This is a genomic window from Sphingobium scionense (assembly GCF_014197035.1).
Classification (GTDB): Bacteria; Pseudomonadota; Alphaproteobacteria; order Sphingomonadales; family Sphingomonadaceae; genus Sphingobium; species Sphingobium scionense.
Window position 1 is genome coordinate 1 of record NZ_JACIEU010000033.1, and the last position, 15,234, is coordinate 15,234.

Below are 15,234 nucleotides of genomic sequence, written 5' to 3' on the forward strand. Positions count from 1 at the left end.
AGGAAACCACCACTTTCTACCATTCCGGAAGGGCGCGGGGCCTCGAGGCGTGCTGCCTTATGTAGGTTTTCTGTTCCGTTGCTACTCAACCCCCGACCCCCTCCCTCGCTGCAGCCATTGAAACGGGCAATACATCCTCGGCGATAGGAACACTTCGTCGCAGCCTCGCCATTGAAACCGGATGCGCTCTTGTCATTCTAGCCCTCGTTGCATGGTTAGGACTGCTGGCCCCACCTGCATCGGGGATGTAATCCGCCTTCATGGAAGCGCGCGCGAAATAGCTTTGATCGCTTTAAGGCCCGAGCCAAACCGGGAAATCGCGTCCTTGTTCCGTTCTAGCTCACCATAAGGGAGATAGGCGATCTCCAGGTCCGCGATCCGGCTGAACGCCGGCCTTGCGATTTGCGCGCGCACTTCGCTTTCGCGAGCATCTGGAGCGACAAGGAACAATCCGGCTGTGGCATGCAGGTCGCTGCCGCTCAGGGCAAGATCGAGCATCCGGACGATCCCCGAATAGATGGAAGTCGAATGTTCGACTTCGAAGGCTGCCGCGACCCGGTCACCACCCCGCTCCAGCCACAAAACATCAATGAGGCGGATAGCATCCGCTCCGGTCGACGTCGAAATTGAAGCCGGCAAGCTCTCGAGGCACCCCTCCCCCAAACGCACACCGTCATGCAGTCGCCCCCGATCATTGGATGCGATCCAGACGTCATACCCCAGGGCCAGACCGATATCGCGCAGCCATGCCTGGATTTCCGAATGGGTTCGATCACTCTCGCCCTGCTTCTGCAGCGCTTTGTTGAGCGTTTGTGCTTCCGCCCGAGCTTGTTCGAGGCGTGCGGTCCAGGATCCCAGGGTCTGGTCTTCCTCGTCGCGGGGCGGCGCCGGATAACGGCCAGAGCCGATATCGAACAGGAGGCCGCCAATAGCGCCCAGATCGTTTGACAGAAGATCGCGAAACCGCTCGTTCAGGTCGAGCACACCCGAGCGCATGGCGAGAAAATGGTGCCAGCTTCCGAGCTTCACCTTGCCGCCGGTCAGCTTGTTATAGCCGTTGACGATCGCGGTGTTGAACGGCGGCACGAGGGTCGGATGCAGGAAATAGAGGAGATTGGCGACCGCAGGCCCCAGCCCCTTGATGTTCAGGCGATCAATCGTGTGGATACCTGCGATAATCTCTTCCGCGGTGTCGCAACAGGCGCAGTGATCGAGCAATCGGCCAAAGGCGCGCTGGTTCGCCGGGTTTTCATAGATGTCGGGGATCCGCAATTTGGGCTTCCAGAGAAACGCATGGTCCGCGCCTTTGAAGATCTGCCTCTGTTCTGCGACTGAATGAACGACCGTTTCCAGCGAAGATCCGCGATAGGCGACGCCGAACCTTCCGGCTTCGATTTCAGCGACCACCTGGGCGAGACCACGCCGTATCGAACGAAAATTCTTGATGCGCTCGTCCCATAGAAACCAGCTCTGATACGTCGCGTTCGGATCTTCCCTCCATCGTTGGATCAGTTGCCGCGCCAGCAATTCAAATTCCGCCAAACCCCGTTCCCCCATTCGCGTCGATCTTCTCCAACGCTAACACTCCGCCCCGTATACGAACAGTTTTTGCGCGGCCGCCCAGGACGAAAAGCGACCCGCGTCATCTGATATCGTCCGGAATATGCGTCAGCAGGTCACGGGTGTAGCCGATCAGGAGATCGCCAACGGTTGCCCCGTAAAGCGCGAGGAACAAAATGAACGCCAGGAGCTTGGGGACGAAGCTCACAGTCTGTTCGTTGATCGAAGTCGCAGCCTGGATCATGGAGATAATGAGCCCGACCACCAGCATGATTATCAGCGGGGGTCCAGCGACAACCATTATCACCCAAAGCGCCTGGCCCATCGAAACCGAAAAAGGGCTGTAGGTCTCCATCTCTCCCCCGACGATGATGGTTTCGTCGCCCCCTGACGTTGCGGCCTGTGGTTGTTGCGGGGCGAGCGACATGGAGCGCGATCGGTTTATTCCAATCCGTCTTCCCCACATCCGCTCGCCCCCGCGCCACGCTGCGACCCGTGGGCACCTCGGCTGTCCATCCTGCTAGGCGATGGGCTTCATCTGATTTTACGCAGCGACGGGGTTTACCCCTCACGACCCGACCTTTTTTTCGAAGAACGCGCACTCGTTTGAGGGAAGAAGCCTCATTCCGCGTAATACCAGTGAAGACCGAGCTCAGTGAAAGGCACGCATGTACGACTGCGTCATCATCGGCGGCGGCCCCGCAGGGCTGACAGCAGCCACCTATCTAGCCCGGTTTCTGCGTTCTACGCTGGTCATCGATGCTGGCGATGGCCGCGCGACCCGCATCCCGACGACACATAACCTCCTCGGTTTTCCAGACGGTATCTCTGGCGAAAATCTGCTTGTCCGTATGCATCGACATGCCGCCCAGTACGGTGCCGAATTGGTCCCTGGGCTCGTCGATCGCATCGACCGGGTCAGGACAGGTTTCGTCGTCGATACAGATGCCAAGACTTTCAGTGCCCGGTCAATATTGCTTGCCCAAGGCGTCACAAATCATCGACCCCGAATGAGGCAGGAAACGCATGATCGAGGCGTCGCCCAGGGATTGATACGTTATTGCCCGATCTGCGACGGCTATGAGGTCCGCGGCAAGCGAGTGGCCGTGCTGGGCTGCTCCGACCATGGCGCGGCCGAGGCTTTGTTCGTTCGCCACTATAGCGACACCGTGACCTTGCTCGCGCAAGACAGTTCGCAATTGTCGGTAGCCGAGACGGCAGATCTGGCTCGAGGCGGTATTGCCGTCGAACGCGCGCCGGTTCGAGATTTGTCGATCGATGGAGAATTCCTGCACGCCCATTTGGCCGATGGCCAATTGCTCCAATTCGACACCCTTTATGTTGCCCTCGGAACCGCCCCTCGCTCGGAATTGGCGCGAATGGCTGGCGCTGGCCTGAGCCGGGGAGGTGGCATCGTCGTCGATGCGCACCAGCAAACGACAGTCGGCGGCCTGTTCGCGGCCGGCGACATGGTTGAAGGACTGGATCAAATTGCCGTTGCGGCAGGTCAGGCGGCTAAGGCCGCGACGGCCATCCACAATCTGTTGTCCGGCTGACGCGGCAGCGCAGAGTCAGCCACGCGAAAATATATTTTCGTCGGGCTTGACCCTGACACGATGTCAGGCCCCAGATTGCTTTTCGTCGATAAGGAGACGAGCCTGTGACTGACCCTGTTCCTGCAAGCAATTCGGGTGCGCACAGCTGCTGCGCGGCCAAGCACGGCGGCGGCACGGACGCGAAGACGGCCAAGGATCCGGTTTGCGGGATGATGGTCGATCCGGCCGCAACGCCTCATCATGCCTCGCATCATGGCGAGCAATATCATTTCTGCAGCGCCGGATGCCGCACGAAGTTTGTCGCCGAGCCGGTGCGCTACTTGTCCGCGGGTGACAAAGAGGCGATGGTCGCTCAACCAGGCGCGATCTGGACCTGCCCCATGCACCCGGAGGTCCGTCAAGACCATCCCGGGCCATGCCCGATCTGTGGCATGGCGCTCGAGCCGGAACTTGTGACGGCAGACACCGGACCAAGCGGCGAACTCCTGGATATGTCGCGGCGTTTCTGGATCGCGGTGCTGCTCACCATCCCGGTCTTTGTCCTGGAAATGGGCAGCCACCTGTTCCCAGCACTGCACAATCTTGTACCGGCCCGCATGTCCGGATGGTTGCAGCTTGCACTGGCAACCCCGGTCGTACTCTGGGCGGGCTGGCCATTTTTCGAACGGGGATGGGTGTCCATCCGGACGCGCAACCTCAACATGTTCACGCTGATCGCGATGGGGACGGGCGTGGCCTGGGCCTATAGCGTGGTCGCGACCATCGCCCCGAGGGTGTTCCCCGCAGCGTTTCGAATGATGGACGGCACAGTCGCTATCTATTTCGAGGCCGCCGCCGTCATCACCGTGCTGGTGCTGCTTGGACAGGTGCTCGAACTGCGCGCCCGCGAGCGGACCTCAGGCGCCATCAAGGCGCTGCTCAACCTCGCCCCCAAGACCGCGCGCCGCATTGGCGCCGACGGGAATGACGAGGAGGTATCGCTCGACCAGGTAGCCGTCGGCGATCTCCTCCGTGTCAGGCCGGGCGAAAAAGTACCGGTCGATGGCAAGGTCGAAGACGGCCGATCCTCGCTCGACGAGTCGATGGTGACGGGTGAGTCGATGCCCGTCACGAAGGCGCTCGGCGACACTGTCATCGGCGGAACGATCAATCAGAGCGGTGCCCTCGTCATGCGCGCCGAGAAGGTGGGCCGCGACACGATGCTGGCGCGCATTGTCCAGATGGTCGCTGACGCGCAGCGTTCGCGAGCACCTATCCAACGCCTGGCCGACCAGGTCGCGGGATGGTTCGTGCCCGCCGTCCTGTTGATCGCGCTCATTGCCTTTGGTGTATGGGGTATCTGGGGGCCAGAACCCCGTCTGGCCCATGGCCTGATCGCCGCCGTCGCCGTGCTTATCATCGCGTGCCCCTGCGCCTTGGGGCTTGCGACGCCAATGTCGATCATGGTCGGCATCGGCCGGGGCGCGGGGCTCGGCGTGCTCATCAAGAATGCCGAAGCGCTGGAGCGGATGGAGAAGATCGACACGCTCGTCGTCGACAAGACAGGTACGCTGACCGAGGGGCGACCATCGGTCACCCGCATCATTCCGGCGACAGGCTATGAAGAGACCGAACTGCTGCGGCTCGCCGCCGGCGTGGAGCGGGCGTCCGAACATCCGCTGGCGCTCGCCGTGATCGCCGCCGCCAAGGACAGGGGAATCGTGCTTCCCGAGGTCGCGGACTTTGATTCACCGACCGGCAAGGGCGCGATCGGCACGGTGGATGGCAAGCGCATCACCCTGGGCAACGCCCGTTTCCTGTCAGAAAACGGGATCGACGTCAGCGCACTCGAGCCCCAGGCGGACGAACTGCGCCAGGATGGCGCGACCGCCATCTTCATCGGCATCGACAAGCAGGCGGCCGGCATTCTGGCCATCGCCGATGCAATCAAGGCGACGACGGCCGAGGCCATCGCGGCGCTTCGCAAGGAGGGCATACGGGTCGTGATGCTGACCGGCGACAATCGCACCACGGCCGAAGCGGTCGGGCGAAAGCTCGGGATCGACGACGTCGAAGCCGAAGTGCTACCGGATCGGAAAAGCGCGGTGGTCGCGCGATTGAAGAGTGAAGGGCGCATCGTCGCCATGGCTGGCGACGGGGTCAACGACGCGCCCGCGCTCGCCGCCGCCGATGTCGGCATCGCGATGGGTTCGGGCACCGATGTCGCGATCGAAAGCGCTGGCGTGACCCTGCTGAAGGGCGACCTTAACGGCATCGTGCGTGCGCGCCGGCTTAGCGAGGCGACGATGTCCAACATCCGCCAGAACCTGTTCTTCGCCTTCATCTACAACGCCGCCGGGATCCCGATCGCGGCAGGGCTGCTCTATCCGATCTTCGGCATCCTGCTTTCGCCGATCATCGCTGCAGCAGCGATGGCATTGTCCTCAGTCAGCGTGGTCACCAACGCGCTGCGCCTTAATCGGGCGGCGCTATGAACATAGGCGGTGCGTCGGGCGCGAGCGGGGTCTCACAGCGGATGATCCGCCACTACGAAAAGATCGGCCTGGTCCCATCGGCTGTGCGGCGGGATAGTGGCTATCGCGATTACAGCGACGCCGACGTCCATCGCCTGCGCTTCATAGCCAATGCCCACGATCTCGGCTTTCCGATCGAAGAAATCCAAAAGCTGCTTGATCTATGGTCCGATCGTGCACGCGCCAGTTCAGAGGTCAAGGCGCTGGCAGAGGCCCGAGCGGCCGACCTTGGCCGCAAGGCGGATGCGCTAAATGCGATGCGAGAAGCGCTGATGGGGTTGGCGAAGACCTGTGACGGCAACAACCGACCGGAATGTCCGATCCTGACGCACCTGGCATCTTGAACATGTTCAACGACACGCCTGCACTCTCAGTTTTGCAATTCGCGTCCCGTCAGCTTCACGAGCCGGCGCGGACGGTCGGCGGCGATGAACATGGCGTTCGACGGCAAGCCTTCACTGCTCGATGGCATTGCCGTCGCGGCAAGGTCGCGTTCGACGTGACGGCCACCCGGATACTATAGACAGTCGCTGAGCTCTTCGGGAGGAGCCATGAAAGAGCCTCCCGAAGAGCTCCGACAAGTTTGGAACAGGCAATGTTCGCCAATCCATGATCGACGGCGAGGGGAAGTTAGCGCCTCGCCGTCACTTCACGCTATCAGCAGACATCGCTCCCATCGACCCAAACGCGGACCGGTCCCTGCAACGGCGCACGCGGACCATATTGCGGCCGCTGCCGCCACACATAACGGCCGGTTTTGCCGGTATAGGCCGGATCGCATTCCGGTCCACCTTTGCCTGTCCACTGCTCGCGTTGGTCGGCGACCTTCCTGCAGACCCGTGCACTTAGCGGTGCACGCAGACCAGGAGCCTGGGGTTGCCACTCACACTTGATGGTAGCCGGTTTCTCGACATCTGCCTGTGCCAATGCCGGAACTGGGGCGGCGGCGAGCATCGTGAATGCGGCCACCGTAGCGCTGAATATCAAGGTCTTCATGATTCCTCTCCTTGGACTGAAAGTGCTCTGGGCAAACGGCCCCGGAGGGGCGGGCAGCGCACGGCGCCGTCCAGCGCTTGGGAGGGTTCGCCTGGCGAGTTGTCAGGCCAAGGTGTTGGGTGGATGCTGTTCGGGCTGGGACGATCGTCCGTGTAGCGCCGGATAAGACGGTGAGATGAGAAGCGGATTCGTGCTCACCATTTCCGCCGCGAGGGGCGACCGGCTATTGAGAGCAAATAGGGGAAGACAACCCATGCCGGCCACGCAAGCGAGCGTCATCCGCTGACAGGGCAGCGATTTCTCGCCTTTGTCTTGCATCATCCCGGCACAGTCGATGGGCATCACCGCTGGCGCCGTTGCGCTGAATGCAGTTGCCACAATTGGGCTTGCGGCAACTGTGACTATCTGTCCGAACAGGCCGAGTAGGACGCCTAAGATCAGCGCTATTTTATGCGCTCGTCTCATCAGCACATTTTCTGACTGTTGCTGAACCGAGTCAAGGTTCTGCGCCCGGAAACCGACTATTCCGAAGCCCGTGGCGCCATCATGGCCCCCCATCACCGAGGCCAGCACCGAACAGCTGTCAACGTCTCCCCCCCGCCCAGCCCTGCGGTCTGATCAATGCCTCTTGACCCTCTAGTTGCTACAGGGTGCAAGTTGCGAATAATTCTTAGCAGAGACTCGCACATGTACCTCCGTTTGCCTGCCGCCCCTTCCACCGCTTTTGCCTTCAAATGGTGCTCGACAGCGAATCTTGTTGTCTTGGCATTCGCCCTGATCGTGATCGTGCTTCCAGGGCGAGCCTTGGCGAGCGATGCGGACGTGCAGACCAGCTGGCGGTTGCTCGATTATATCGGGGTGGACTACGCGGGAGCTGTCTCGAACGGGAAAGTGATAAGTTCGGCCGAGTATGCCGAGATGTCCGAATTTGCCGGGCAGGTCGAAACTCGGGTCCGGGCACTGGCTCCAACATCGGCCAAGGCGGATCTGCTTCGCCGGTCGGGGACGCTGCGCAATGCGATCGCCGCCAAGGCGCCGCCGGCGATGGTGGCGGAACAATCCCGAGCGCTCGCTGCAGCGCTGCTTGCGGCGTATCCAGTACCGCTCGCGCCCAGTTCGCCGCCGGATTTGACGCGAGCCGCCGCGCTCTACGCGCAGAATTGCGCCGCCTGCCATGGCGCAAGCGGCGATGGCCACGGCCCGGACGCAGCCAAGCTCGATCCGCCGCCGATCGCGTTCACCGACAAGGCGCGCGCCGATCAGCGCAGCCTGTTCGGCCTCTACCAGGTCATCAGCCAGGGCCTGGACGGCACCGCGATGCAGAGTTTCGCGGCGCTGCCCGAAGCCGATCGCTGGGCGCTGGCCTTTCACGCCGGTCAATTCGCCTATCCCGAGACCGCCGCGCGTGACGGCGAGCGGTTGTGGCGCGGCGATGCCGCGCTCCGCGCCAAATATCCCAATCTCGCGGCGCTGGTCGGCGTCACCCCGGCCGCGCTGGCGGCCGATATCGGCCCGGAAAAAGCGGCCGCGCTTACCGCCTTTCTGCGCCGCCATCCCGCCGCGGTGACCGTGCGCGTCGATGGCTCGCTTGCCTTGACGCGCGAACGGCTCGACCAGAGTATGGCAGCCTATCGCGCCGGCGACCGCAAGGCCGCAGCAGATCTCGCGCTTTCCGCCTATCTCGATGGCTTCGAGCCGGTCGAGCCGGTGCTTGCCGCGCGCGATGCGGCCCTGATGGCGCGGATCGAGGGGGCGATGGCGAAGCTTCGCGCGGCGATCGGACAAGGGCGTCCGGCAAGCGAAGTCGAAGCGGCGAACCGCTCGCTGGCCAGCCTGTTCGCCGAGGCTGAAGCCGCCCTGGCGCCCGAGCGGGCGAGCAGTGCGTCGAGCTTTCTTGGCGCGTTCGGCGTGCTGCTGCGCGAAGGGCTCGAGGCGCTGCTAATCGTCGTCGCGATGATCGCGTTCCTCAAGAAGACCGAGCGCCCCGAAGTGCTGGGTTTCGTCCATGGCGGCTGGATCGCCGCGCTCGCCGCTGGTGTCGCCACCTGGTTCGTCGCGACCTATTTCATCAGCGTGAGCGGCGCTTCGCGTGAGCTCACCGAAGGCTTCGGCTCGCTGTTCGCAGCGATCATCCTGCTCACCGTTGGCATCTGGATGCACGGCAAGAGCAACGCGGAAGCCTGGCAGCGTTATGTGAAGGCGAAGGTGACCGCCGCGCTGTCGCGCCAGTCGGGCTGGTTCCTGTTCCTGCTGTCGTTCGTGGTCGTCTACCGCGAGGTGTTCGAGACGATCCTGTTCTATGCGGCACTGTGGGGGGAAGGGAATGGCGTGGCGATGCTGGCCGGAGCCGGCGCAGCGACCGCACTGCTCGCTCTGATCGCCTGGATCATGCTCCGCTTCAGCGCCCGGCTGCCGATCACCCAATTCTTCTCGTGGAGCTCGATCCTGATCGCGATTCTTGCGGTCGTCCTCGCGGGCAAGGGCATTGCCGGGCTGCAGGAGGCAGGCATCCTCGGCGTGGTGCCGCTGGCCAATATACCGCGCATCGAGTTTCTGGGTCTGTTTCCAACGACCGAGACCGTGCTTGCGCAGGCCGCGACAATCGTCGTGCTCGTCGCCGGCTTCTGGTACAGCGGGCGCAGTGCGGCCACGGCCCGCTCGTCAGGATCACCCGCCGAATAGGCGACCGAGGAGCATCGCGAGCGCGACCAGGTAGCAGGTCAGCGACCCGAGCGCCGTCGTCGCCATCCCGAAGGCGCGCGCGCCGGCGCCATCGGGATAGCAGCGGTAGAAGCTCCAGCGGCCGACCGCGAACAGCATGGACGATGCGACCAGCAGCCCCAGCCAGCGGCCGCCGGCGACCGAGGCGAGCAGCAGATGCGCGCCGACGCCGAGGAATGCCTGCTCCAGCGTGTTCTGCAGGAACGCGGCCTTGACCGCGAGCGCGGGGCTCGGCGGCCCCTTGGCCGCGCCGCCGATGTCGGCGGCGGACCGGTAGCGCCCGCTCGAGACCAGGCGGACGGCGAGCAGGACGAGGGCGAAATGGACGAAGCTCGTCTGGATCGCGAAGGCAAGCCGCGCGCCGATCACAGACGGGAAAGTGACCAGCTTGGGCAGAAAGAGGACGCACGCGACCGAGATCGCGGCACAAAGCAGAAAGGCCAGCCCCGACTGCTTCCTGATCTCCTTCTGCTCCGCTTTGAGGTCCGTCATGGCCACGCTCCGTCAGCCCGGCCGATCCGCCGCGATCAGCGCGATCGTGCCCGTCACCGTGTGGATGCGCGCTGCTTCGCGCACATTGTCGAACCCCGTCGCGCGCACGAGTTCCGGAAGCACGCCGTCGGCATTGGGCTGGGTGTCGGCCACGCCGTCGAGCCGCTGGATAGTCAGGCGGAACAGCAGCCGCATCAATCCCCATTGCCGCCCATAATCGGCGATCACGAGCCTGCCGCCAGGGCGGAGTGCCGCGTGCATCGCCCCGAGGCCCGCCCGCTTTTCCGCCATCGGCACCTGGTGGAACATCAGGCTCGACACCACGGCGTCGGCAGAGCGGGAACCGATGTCCCGCGCGAAGCCGCGCTCCCAATGGATGTCCGCACCCGCGGCGTCGCCCTTGGCGCGAGCGATCGCCAGCGCTTCTTCGTCGGGATCGATGCCGATGATGCGCACGCCAGGCGCGGCCGCCTTGAGCATGACCGCGAAGCTGCCCGTGCCGCACCCGACATCGATGATGGTCTCGCCGGGGCGCGGCGCGAGCAGCTCGATCATGGCGCTGCGCCAACGCATCTCGCGGGTCCAGCGCCGGATTGCGCGATCGTAATCCGCGGTGTCGCCGATCCCGAGCGGCGGCGTGTAGGCGCTATCATTCATGCCCGTGCCCTCGTTGCATGTTCCGCCAGCTCGCGGCGCGCGTCGCGAATTATGTCATAGGCGGAATGGAGGAACAGCAGCGCGATCACGCCGGCAACGACGAGATCAGGCCAGGCCTGTCCCGTCCAGGCAACCAGCGCGGCAGCGGCGATCACGGCGATATTGGCAAGCGCGTCGTTGCGCGAGAACAGCCAGATGGCGCGAGACGTCGCATCTCCCTGGTCCCGGAACCGCGCGAGGATCAAGGCGGCCGATACGTTGACGACGAGCGCCGCGATACCGATCACGCCCATCAGTTCGGCTTCGGGCGGGGCCGCATGGAATGCGCGCCACGCTGCGAACCCGATGACGCCGAGCCCGAGGCTCGCGAGAAAGATGCCTTGCACGAGCGCGACGCGGCTTCGCGCGACCGCAGTCCAACCGAGCGCGATCAGCCCGACGAGCGTGATCGACCCGTCACCGATGAAATCCAGCGAATCTGCTTTCAGCGCCTGCGAACCGGCAATGAAACCGCCAACCAGCTCGAACAGGCCGAACCCGACGTTGAGGATGACCACGATCCACAGCGCCCGCCGATAGGCCGGATCAGCGCCTGCCCGCTTGGTGTCCGCCTCACATTCGCAGTCGCTCATCGTCATCTCCGCCGCGAGTCGCGAGCATGTTCTGCACCCTGTAGCAGCTATAGGGTCAATGCCTTGCGTGGGGTCCCAGCGCTTCGATGATCCGGCAGTCGGAAATAGCGCCTTGGCTGCACTGGCCGATCACTTCGTCAAGCTCGCGTCGAAGTGCGCGGAGATCGGCGATCTTCTGATCGATCTGCGCGAGATGCGCGCGCGCGACGCTGTCGACGGCGCCGCACGAGCGGCTGCGATCGTCGGAAAGCGCAAGAAGCTCGCGCACCTGATCGAGTGTAAAACCAAGGTCGCGCGCGCGGCGGATAAAGGAGAGCCGCGCCAGATGGGCGGCCCCATAGTCGCGGTAGTTGCCCGCGGTGCGCCCGGGTTCGGGAAGCAATCCGATCTTCTCATAAAAACGAATGGTCTCGACCTTGGTCGAGGTCGTTCGTGCCAGTTCACCAATCTGCATCAGAAATCCCGCTTGACCCTATAGTTGCTACAGGCCGCACATAGCGCATGACATCGAGTCGTTCGAGGTAATGAAATGGCCTGCAACAGCTGCGCGTCCGCGAAGCCGGACCCATCCAACGATCCGCGCTGGCGGCGCGCGGTCTGGATTGCGTTGATCATCAACGCGACGATGTTCGGCGTCGAGATTTTCGCGGGCGTTACCGCCCACTCGGCCGCACTCAAGGCTGACGCGCTCGACTTCCTCGGCGACAGTGCCAACTACGCGATCAGCCTCGGAGTTGCAGGCATGGTGCTCACCTGGCGTGCGCGCGCGGCGATGCTCAAGGGCGCCACCCTGTTTGCGCTCGGGGTCTGGGTGATCGGCAGCACCGGCTATGCCGCGTTCGCGGGCACGCTTCCGCAGGCCGAGACGATGAGGATTGTCGGTGGTCTCGCGCTGGCGGCCAATGTCGCGGTCGCCTTCATCCTGTACCGTTTTCGCAGCGGCGAGGCGAACATGCGCTCGGTATGGATCTGCTCGCGCAATGACGCGATCGGCAATGTTGCCGTGGTCGCCGCCGCGTTCGGCGTGTTCGGCACCGGCTCGGCATGGCCCGACCTGACCGTTGCCGCGATCCTCGCCACGCTCGGGATCAGCGGCGGCATCCAGATCATGCGCCAGGCGGCGGCCGAGCTGCGGGCGCCGCATCTATTGCACGCGGCGCCCGCGCAGCCAATTCTTCAGGGGGAATAAATATGGCGTCGAAACAGGAGAATGGGAGGCGATCCCGCCCCGCCGCTTTGCTTGGCCGTGCCGTCCGGCTAGCAGAGCAGCCGATGCGACAATCGCTCGCCCTGATCGCCGGCCTGATGCTCGTCCTCTCTTTGTGGACGGGTCTCTCGGTGTCGGCGGCGCACGCGGCCGAGATCGTCGGCTGCCTTGAGCTGTCCGCCGGGGCCGGAGACCATGTCGCTTGCGATGGCGACGAGGTTCCGGGCGACGCGGACAATCCGGCGCCGCATCACCACGGCAGCTGCCACAATCATCATCTGAGCATGCCCGCCGTCGACGGCCCGGCAACGATCACCCCAATTGCCCGGACTACGCTGAGGATCGATCCCGCGATCGAGCCCGACGCGATAACCGCCGCGCGCGACCTGAGACCACCGATCGCCTGACGCGCCGATCGTCCACGCGGCTGCAGGCCACGGCGGACTCCCAGCCTTTCGTCAGGAGATCATTTCCCATGTCCCGTATCTTCGCGGCCGTCCTCGCCGCGGCCCTCTGCTCCACCCAGGTCGCAGCGCAGGACGCGCCGCCGGCCACGGTGTCGCTCACGCTCGATGAAGCGCTCGCCGCCGCCCGCCAAGCCTCGCCCGCGCTAGAAGCGGCATCCGCCGACCTGCGCGCCAGCAGCGCGGCGCGCACCGTCGCCGGCCTGCGCCCCAATCCCTCGCTCGAGGCGCAAACCGAGAATGTCGCCGGCAGCGGCGCCTATCGCGGCATCGACAGCGCAGAGACCACCGTGGGGTTCGCACTGCCGATCGAACTGGGCGGCAAGCGCTCGGCGCGGATCGGCCTCGCCGACGCACAGGGCGTGCGGGCGCGGGTCGATGCCGCGATCGCCGATGCCGATGTCACGCTGCGAGTCACCCAGGCCTATGTCGCCGCCGTGGCCGCCGAGCGCAGACTCGGCATCGCCCGCGAGCAGGCGGGGATCGCCGCCGAGGCCTATCGCGCCGCCAGGATCCGCGTGAGCGCGGGACGCGCCTCGCCGATCGAGCAGCAACGCGCCGACGTGCTCCGCATCAATGCCGAGGCGGCGGCCGCCCGCGCCGAGCGCGACGCTGTGGTTGTCCGCGACACGCTGGCCCGGCTGATCGGCCGCCCCGTCATGGCCGGGCTCGACCTTGCCTGGTTCGATCGGCTCGACGGCTATGGTCCCTCGGCACGAGCCGGTGTCGACGGCACGCTCGCGCTGGCCGCGGCCGATGCCGAAGTCGCGACCGCCGATGCGCAGGTCGGGCTCGCCCGCTCGCAGCGCATTCCCGACGTGACGCTGAGCGCTGGCGCACGCCGGCTCGAAGCGACCAACGACACCGCCGCGGTATTCGGCGTGTCGATCCCGCTGCCTTTGTTCAACAATGGCAGCGCTGGCGTCGCCCAGGCGCGCGCCGAGCGCGACCGGGCCGACGCGCGACGGCGCATGGCGCGAATCGACGCCGAACAGGCGATCTCTGCCGCCGAGGCCGAAGTGGCAAACGCGGCGGCCGATGCGCGCAACGCGACCGGGCCTGCGCTGGCCGCCGCGGTCGAGACCGCACGCATCGCGCGGATCGGCTATCGCGAGGGCAAGTTCGGCCAGCTCGACCTGCTCGACGCCGAGCGCACGCTGGCGGAGACCCGCGCCGCCGCGATCGACGCGCTCGCCGCCTGGCACGACGCGCGCGCCCGCCTCCAGCGCCTCACCGGCGCCGCTCCCACGATCACGAAAGACTGAGCCCATGAAGATCACGATTTTGCGGGCGACGCTGCCCCTGGCGCTTATCGCGACTCTCGCCGCGTGTGGCGGCACCAAGCCCTCCGAAGAAAAGGCCGAAACCGAAGCCAAGGAAGGCGCTGAAGCGCCCTCGCAAGGCGTCATCAAGCTCAGCCCGCAGCAGATCGCGACCGCCGGTATCCAGCTCGTCCGCCCGACTGTCGGCGGCGGGGGCGCGATCGAGCTGCCCGGGACGATCGAAGGCGATCCCCAGGGCACCCAGGTGGTGTCGGCGGCGATCGGCGGGCGCGTCGTCGCGCTGACCCGCAATCTCGGCCAGTCGGTCGGTCGCGGCGAGACGCTCGCGGTCATCGAGAGCCGCGAAGCCGCCCAACTCAACGCCGAGGTCGAGGCGGCGCAGGCGCGCGCCGCGCTCGCCCAGTCGAACCTCCGTCGCGAACAGCGGCTGTTCAACGAGCGCGTGTCGGCCGAGCAGGATCTGATCGCCGCCCGCACCGCGGCGCGCGAAGCAGAGATCGCGCTCAGGCTCGCGCGTCAACAAGTGTCCGCCGCGGGCGGCGGCGGCGGATCGCTCAACCGTCTCGCGATTCGCGCGCCGATCGGCGGCCAGGTGATCGCGCGCTCGGTCACGCTCGGCCAGACCGTCGCGGCCGATGCCGAACTGTTCCGGGTCGCCAATCTCTCCACGGTGTCGCTGACCCTGTCGCTGTCGGCCGCCGATGCCGGCCGTGTCCGGCCGGGCGCCACCGTCGAGGTAAGCGCGCCGGGCCGGCAAGCCACGGCTCGCATCACCTTCGTCTCGCCGGTGCTCGACGCCACGACCCGGCTGGTGCCGGTGATCGCGGCGATCGATAACCGCAGCGGTCAGTGGCGCGTCGGCGAGAGCGTGCAGGCCGCGATCCTGCTCGGCGGCGGCGGCGGCAACGAAAATGGAGGCGGAAGCGCAGTCAGCGTGCCGTCGACCGCGGTGCAGACGATCGGCGACAAGCCGGTCGTGTTCGTCCGCACAGGGGATGGATTCCGGGCCGCGCCGGTCACCCTCGGCCAGGCCAGCGGTGCTTCCGTCATGGTCCTCTGGGGCCTGACCGGCCGCGAGCAGATCGCCGCCGCCAACAGCTTTGTCCTCAAGGCCGAACTCGGCAAGGGCGAAGGCGGGGACGAGGACTGAGCC

The 15,234-nt window shown here is 65.3% G+C and carries 16 protein-coding genes; 8 read left to right on the forward strand and 8 right to left on the reverse strand.

The window, feature by feature from the left end:
* Positions 1–258: 258 nt before the first annotated feature.
* On the reverse strand, positions 259–1,542 hold the full coding sequence (locus GGQ90_RS24705) for a type II restriction endonuclease (RefSeq protein ID WP_246428431.1): 1,284 nt from the start codon (positions 1,540–1,542) through the stop codon (positions 259–261).
* A 100-nt stretch (positions 1,543–1,642) separates the two neighbouring features.
* A complete protein-coding gene (locus GGQ90_RS24710) occupies positions 1,643–1,987 on the reverse strand; it encodes a flagellar biosynthetic protein FliQ (RefSeq protein ID WP_017502270.1) in 345 nt (114 codons plus the stop codon).
* Between the two features lie 241 nt (positions 1,988–2,228).
* Between GGQ90_RS24710 and GGQ90_RS24715 the strand changes: the two genes are divergently transcribed.
* The 3 genes from GGQ90_RS24715 to GGQ90_RS24725 all read left to right on the forward strand — a co-directional run bounded on the left by GGQ90_RS24715 (position 2,229) and on the right by GGQ90_RS24725 (position 5,973).
* On the forward strand, positions 2,229–3,116 hold the full coding sequence (locus tag GGQ90_RS24715; protein ID WP_026109407.1) for an NAD(P)/FAD-dependent oxidoreductase: 888 nt from the start codon (positions 2,229–2,231) through the stop codon (positions 3,114–3,116).
* A 104-nt stretch (positions 3,117–3,220) separates the two neighbouring features.
* Complete coding sequence (locus GGQ90_RS24720) at positions 3,221–5,590, forward strand: heavy metal translocating P-type ATPase (RefSeq protein ID WP_026109406.1); 2,370 nt, start codon at positions 3,221–3,223, stop codon at positions 5,588–5,590.
* On the forward strand, positions 5,587–5,973 hold the full coding sequence (locus tag GGQ90_RS24725; RefSeq protein ID WP_188084228.1) for a MerR family transcriptional regulator: 387 nt from the start codon (positions 5,587–5,589) through the stop codon (positions 5,971–5,973). The genes GGQ90_RS24720 and GGQ90_RS24725 overlap by 4 nt, the downstream gene beginning before the upstream one ends.
* Positions 5,974–6,286: 313 nt before the next feature.
* Here the strand turns inward: GGQ90_RS24725 and GGQ90_RS24730 are convergent, their stop codons facing one another.
* Positions 6,287–6,625: a hypothetical protein gene (locus GGQ90_RS24730; protein WP_188084229.1), complete on the reverse strand. Its 339-nt coding sequence runs from the start codon at positions 6,623–6,625 to the stop codon at positions 6,287–6,289.
* 102 nt (positions 6,626–6,727) lie between these two features.
* Positions 6,728–7,198 carry a hypothetical protein gene (locus tag GGQ90_RS29115; RefSeq protein ID WP_223178437.1) on the reverse strand — a complete coding sequence of 157 codons (471 nt, stop codon included), beginning with the start codon at positions 7,196–7,198 and terminating at the stop codon, positions 6,728–6,730.
* A 231-nt stretch (positions 7,199–7,429) separates the two neighbouring features.
* On the opposite strand from GGQ90_RS29115, the gene GGQ90_RS24735 reads away from it, so the two are divergent.
* Positions 7,430–9,307: an FTR1 family protein gene (locus tag GGQ90_RS24735; RefSeq protein WP_425506125.1), complete on the forward strand. Its 1,878-nt coding sequence runs from the start codon at positions 7,430–7,432 to the stop codon at positions 9,305–9,307.
* On the opposite strand, the gene GGQ90_RS24740 is transcribed toward GGQ90_RS24735, so the two are convergent.
* The 4 genes from GGQ90_RS24740 to GGQ90_RS24755 are packed head-to-tail and all read right to left on the reverse strand — an operon-like array spanning position 9,293 to position 11,581.
* Positions 9,293–9,838 carry an MAPEG family protein gene (locus tag GGQ90_RS24740; protein WP_188084231.1) on the reverse strand — a complete coding sequence of 182 codons (546 nt, stop codon included), beginning with the start codon at positions 9,836–9,838 and terminating at the stop codon, positions 9,293–9,295. The two genes, GGQ90_RS24735 and GGQ90_RS24740, sit on opposite strands and share 15 nt — an antisense overlap.
* A gap of 12 nt (positions 9,839–9,850) precedes the next feature.
* Positions 9,851–10,495, reverse strand: a complete 645-nt coding sequence (locus tag GGQ90_RS24745; protein WP_188084232.1) for a class I SAM-dependent methyltransferase — start codon at positions 10,493–10,495, stop codon at positions 9,851–9,853.
* Complete coding sequence (locus GGQ90_RS24750; protein ID WP_188084233.1) at positions 10,492–11,127, reverse strand: cation efflux transmembrane domain-containing protein; 636 nt, start codon at positions 11,125–11,127, stop codon at positions 10,492–10,494. Before GGQ90_RS24750 ends, GGQ90_RS24745 begins: the two co-directional genes overlap by 4 nt.
* 55 nt (positions 11,128–11,182) lie before the next feature.
* Positions 11,183–11,581: a MerR family transcriptional regulator gene (locus GGQ90_RS24755; RefSeq protein ID WP_188084234.1), complete on the reverse strand. Its 399-nt coding sequence runs from the start codon at positions 11,579–11,581 to the stop codon at positions 11,183–11,185.
* Between the two features lie 75 nt (positions 11,582–11,656).
* Here GGQ90_RS24755 and GGQ90_RS24760 point away from each other — a divergent pair, with 75 nt between their 5' ends.
* From GGQ90_RS24760 to GGQ90_RS24775, 4 genes are all read left to right on the forward strand, one after another.
* On the forward strand, positions 11,657–12,316 hold the full coding sequence (locus GGQ90_RS24760) for a cation diffusion facilitator family transporter (RefSeq protein WP_188084235.1): 660 nt from the start codon (positions 11,657–11,659) through the stop codon (positions 12,314–12,316).
* A gap of 83 nt (positions 12,317–12,399) precedes the next feature.
* Positions 12,400–12,741 carry a hypothetical protein gene (locus GGQ90_RS24765; protein ID WP_188084236.1) on the forward strand — a complete coding sequence of 114 codons (342 nt, stop codon included), beginning with the start codon at positions 12,400–12,402 and terminating at the stop codon, positions 12,739–12,741.
* A gap of 68 nt (positions 12,742–12,809) precedes the next feature.
* A complete protein-coding gene (locus tag GGQ90_RS24770) occupies positions 12,810–14,063 on the forward strand; it encodes a TolC family protein (RefSeq protein ID WP_188084237.1) in 1,254 nt (417 codons plus the stop codon).
* Positions 14,064–14,067: 4 nt separating this feature from the next.
* The gene (locus GGQ90_RS24775) at positions 14,068–15,231 is read left to right on the forward strand and encodes an efflux RND transporter periplasmic adaptor subunit (protein WP_188084238.1); all 1,164 of its coding nucleotides are present in this window, start codon (positions 14,068–14,070) and stop codon (positions 15,229–15,231) included.
* Positions 15,232–15,234 lie beyond the last annotated feature (3 nt).

Coding starts and splice junctions, on each gene's coding strand:
- GGQ90_RS24710 (WP_017502270.1), bottom strand. CDS start 1,987: ATGTCGCTCGCCCCGCAACAACCACAGGCCGCAACGTCAGGGGGCGAC.
- GGQ90_RS24715 (WP_026109407.1), top strand. CDS start 2,229: ATGTACGACTGCGTCATCATCGGCGGCGGCCCCGCAGGGCTGACAGCA.
- GGQ90_RS24725 (WP_188084228.1), top strand. CDS start 5,587: ATGAACATAGGCGGTGCGTCGGGCGCGAGCGGGGTCTCACAGCGGATG.
- GGQ90_RS24730 (WP_188084229.1), bottom strand. CDS start 6,625: ATGAAGACCTTGATATTCAGCGCTACGGTGGCCGCATTCACGATGCTC.
- GGQ90_RS24740 (WP_188084231.1), bottom strand. CDS start 9,838: ATGACGGACCTCAAAGCGGAGCAGAAGGAGATCAGGAAGCAGTCGGGG.
- GGQ90_RS24745 (WP_188084232.1), bottom strand. CDS start 10,495: ATGAATGATAGCGCCTACACGCCGCCGCTCGGGATCGGCGACACCGCG.
- GGQ90_RS24750 (WP_188084233.1), bottom strand. CDS start 11,127: ATGAGCGACTGCGAATGTGAGGCGGACACCAAGCGGGCAGGCGCTGAT.
- GGQ90_RS24755 (WP_188084234.1), bottom strand. CDS start 11,581: ATGCAGATTGGTGAACTGGCACGAACGACCTCGACCAAGGTCGAGACC.
- GGQ90_RS24760 (WP_188084235.1), top strand. CDS start 11,657: ATGGCCTGCAACAGCTGCGCGTCCGCGAAGCCGGACCCATCCAACGAT.
- GGQ90_RS24765 (WP_188084236.1), top strand. CDS start 12,400: ATGCGACAATCGCTCGCCCTGATCGCCGGCCTGATGCTCGTCCTCTCT.
- GGQ90_RS24770 (WP_188084237.1), top strand. CDS start 12,810: ATGTCCCGTATCTTCGCGGCCGTCCTCGCCGCGGCCCTCTGCTCCACC.
- GGQ90_RS24775 (WP_188084238.1), top strand. CDS start 14,068: ATGAAGATCACGATTTTGCGGGCGACGCTGCCCCTGGCGCTTATCGCG.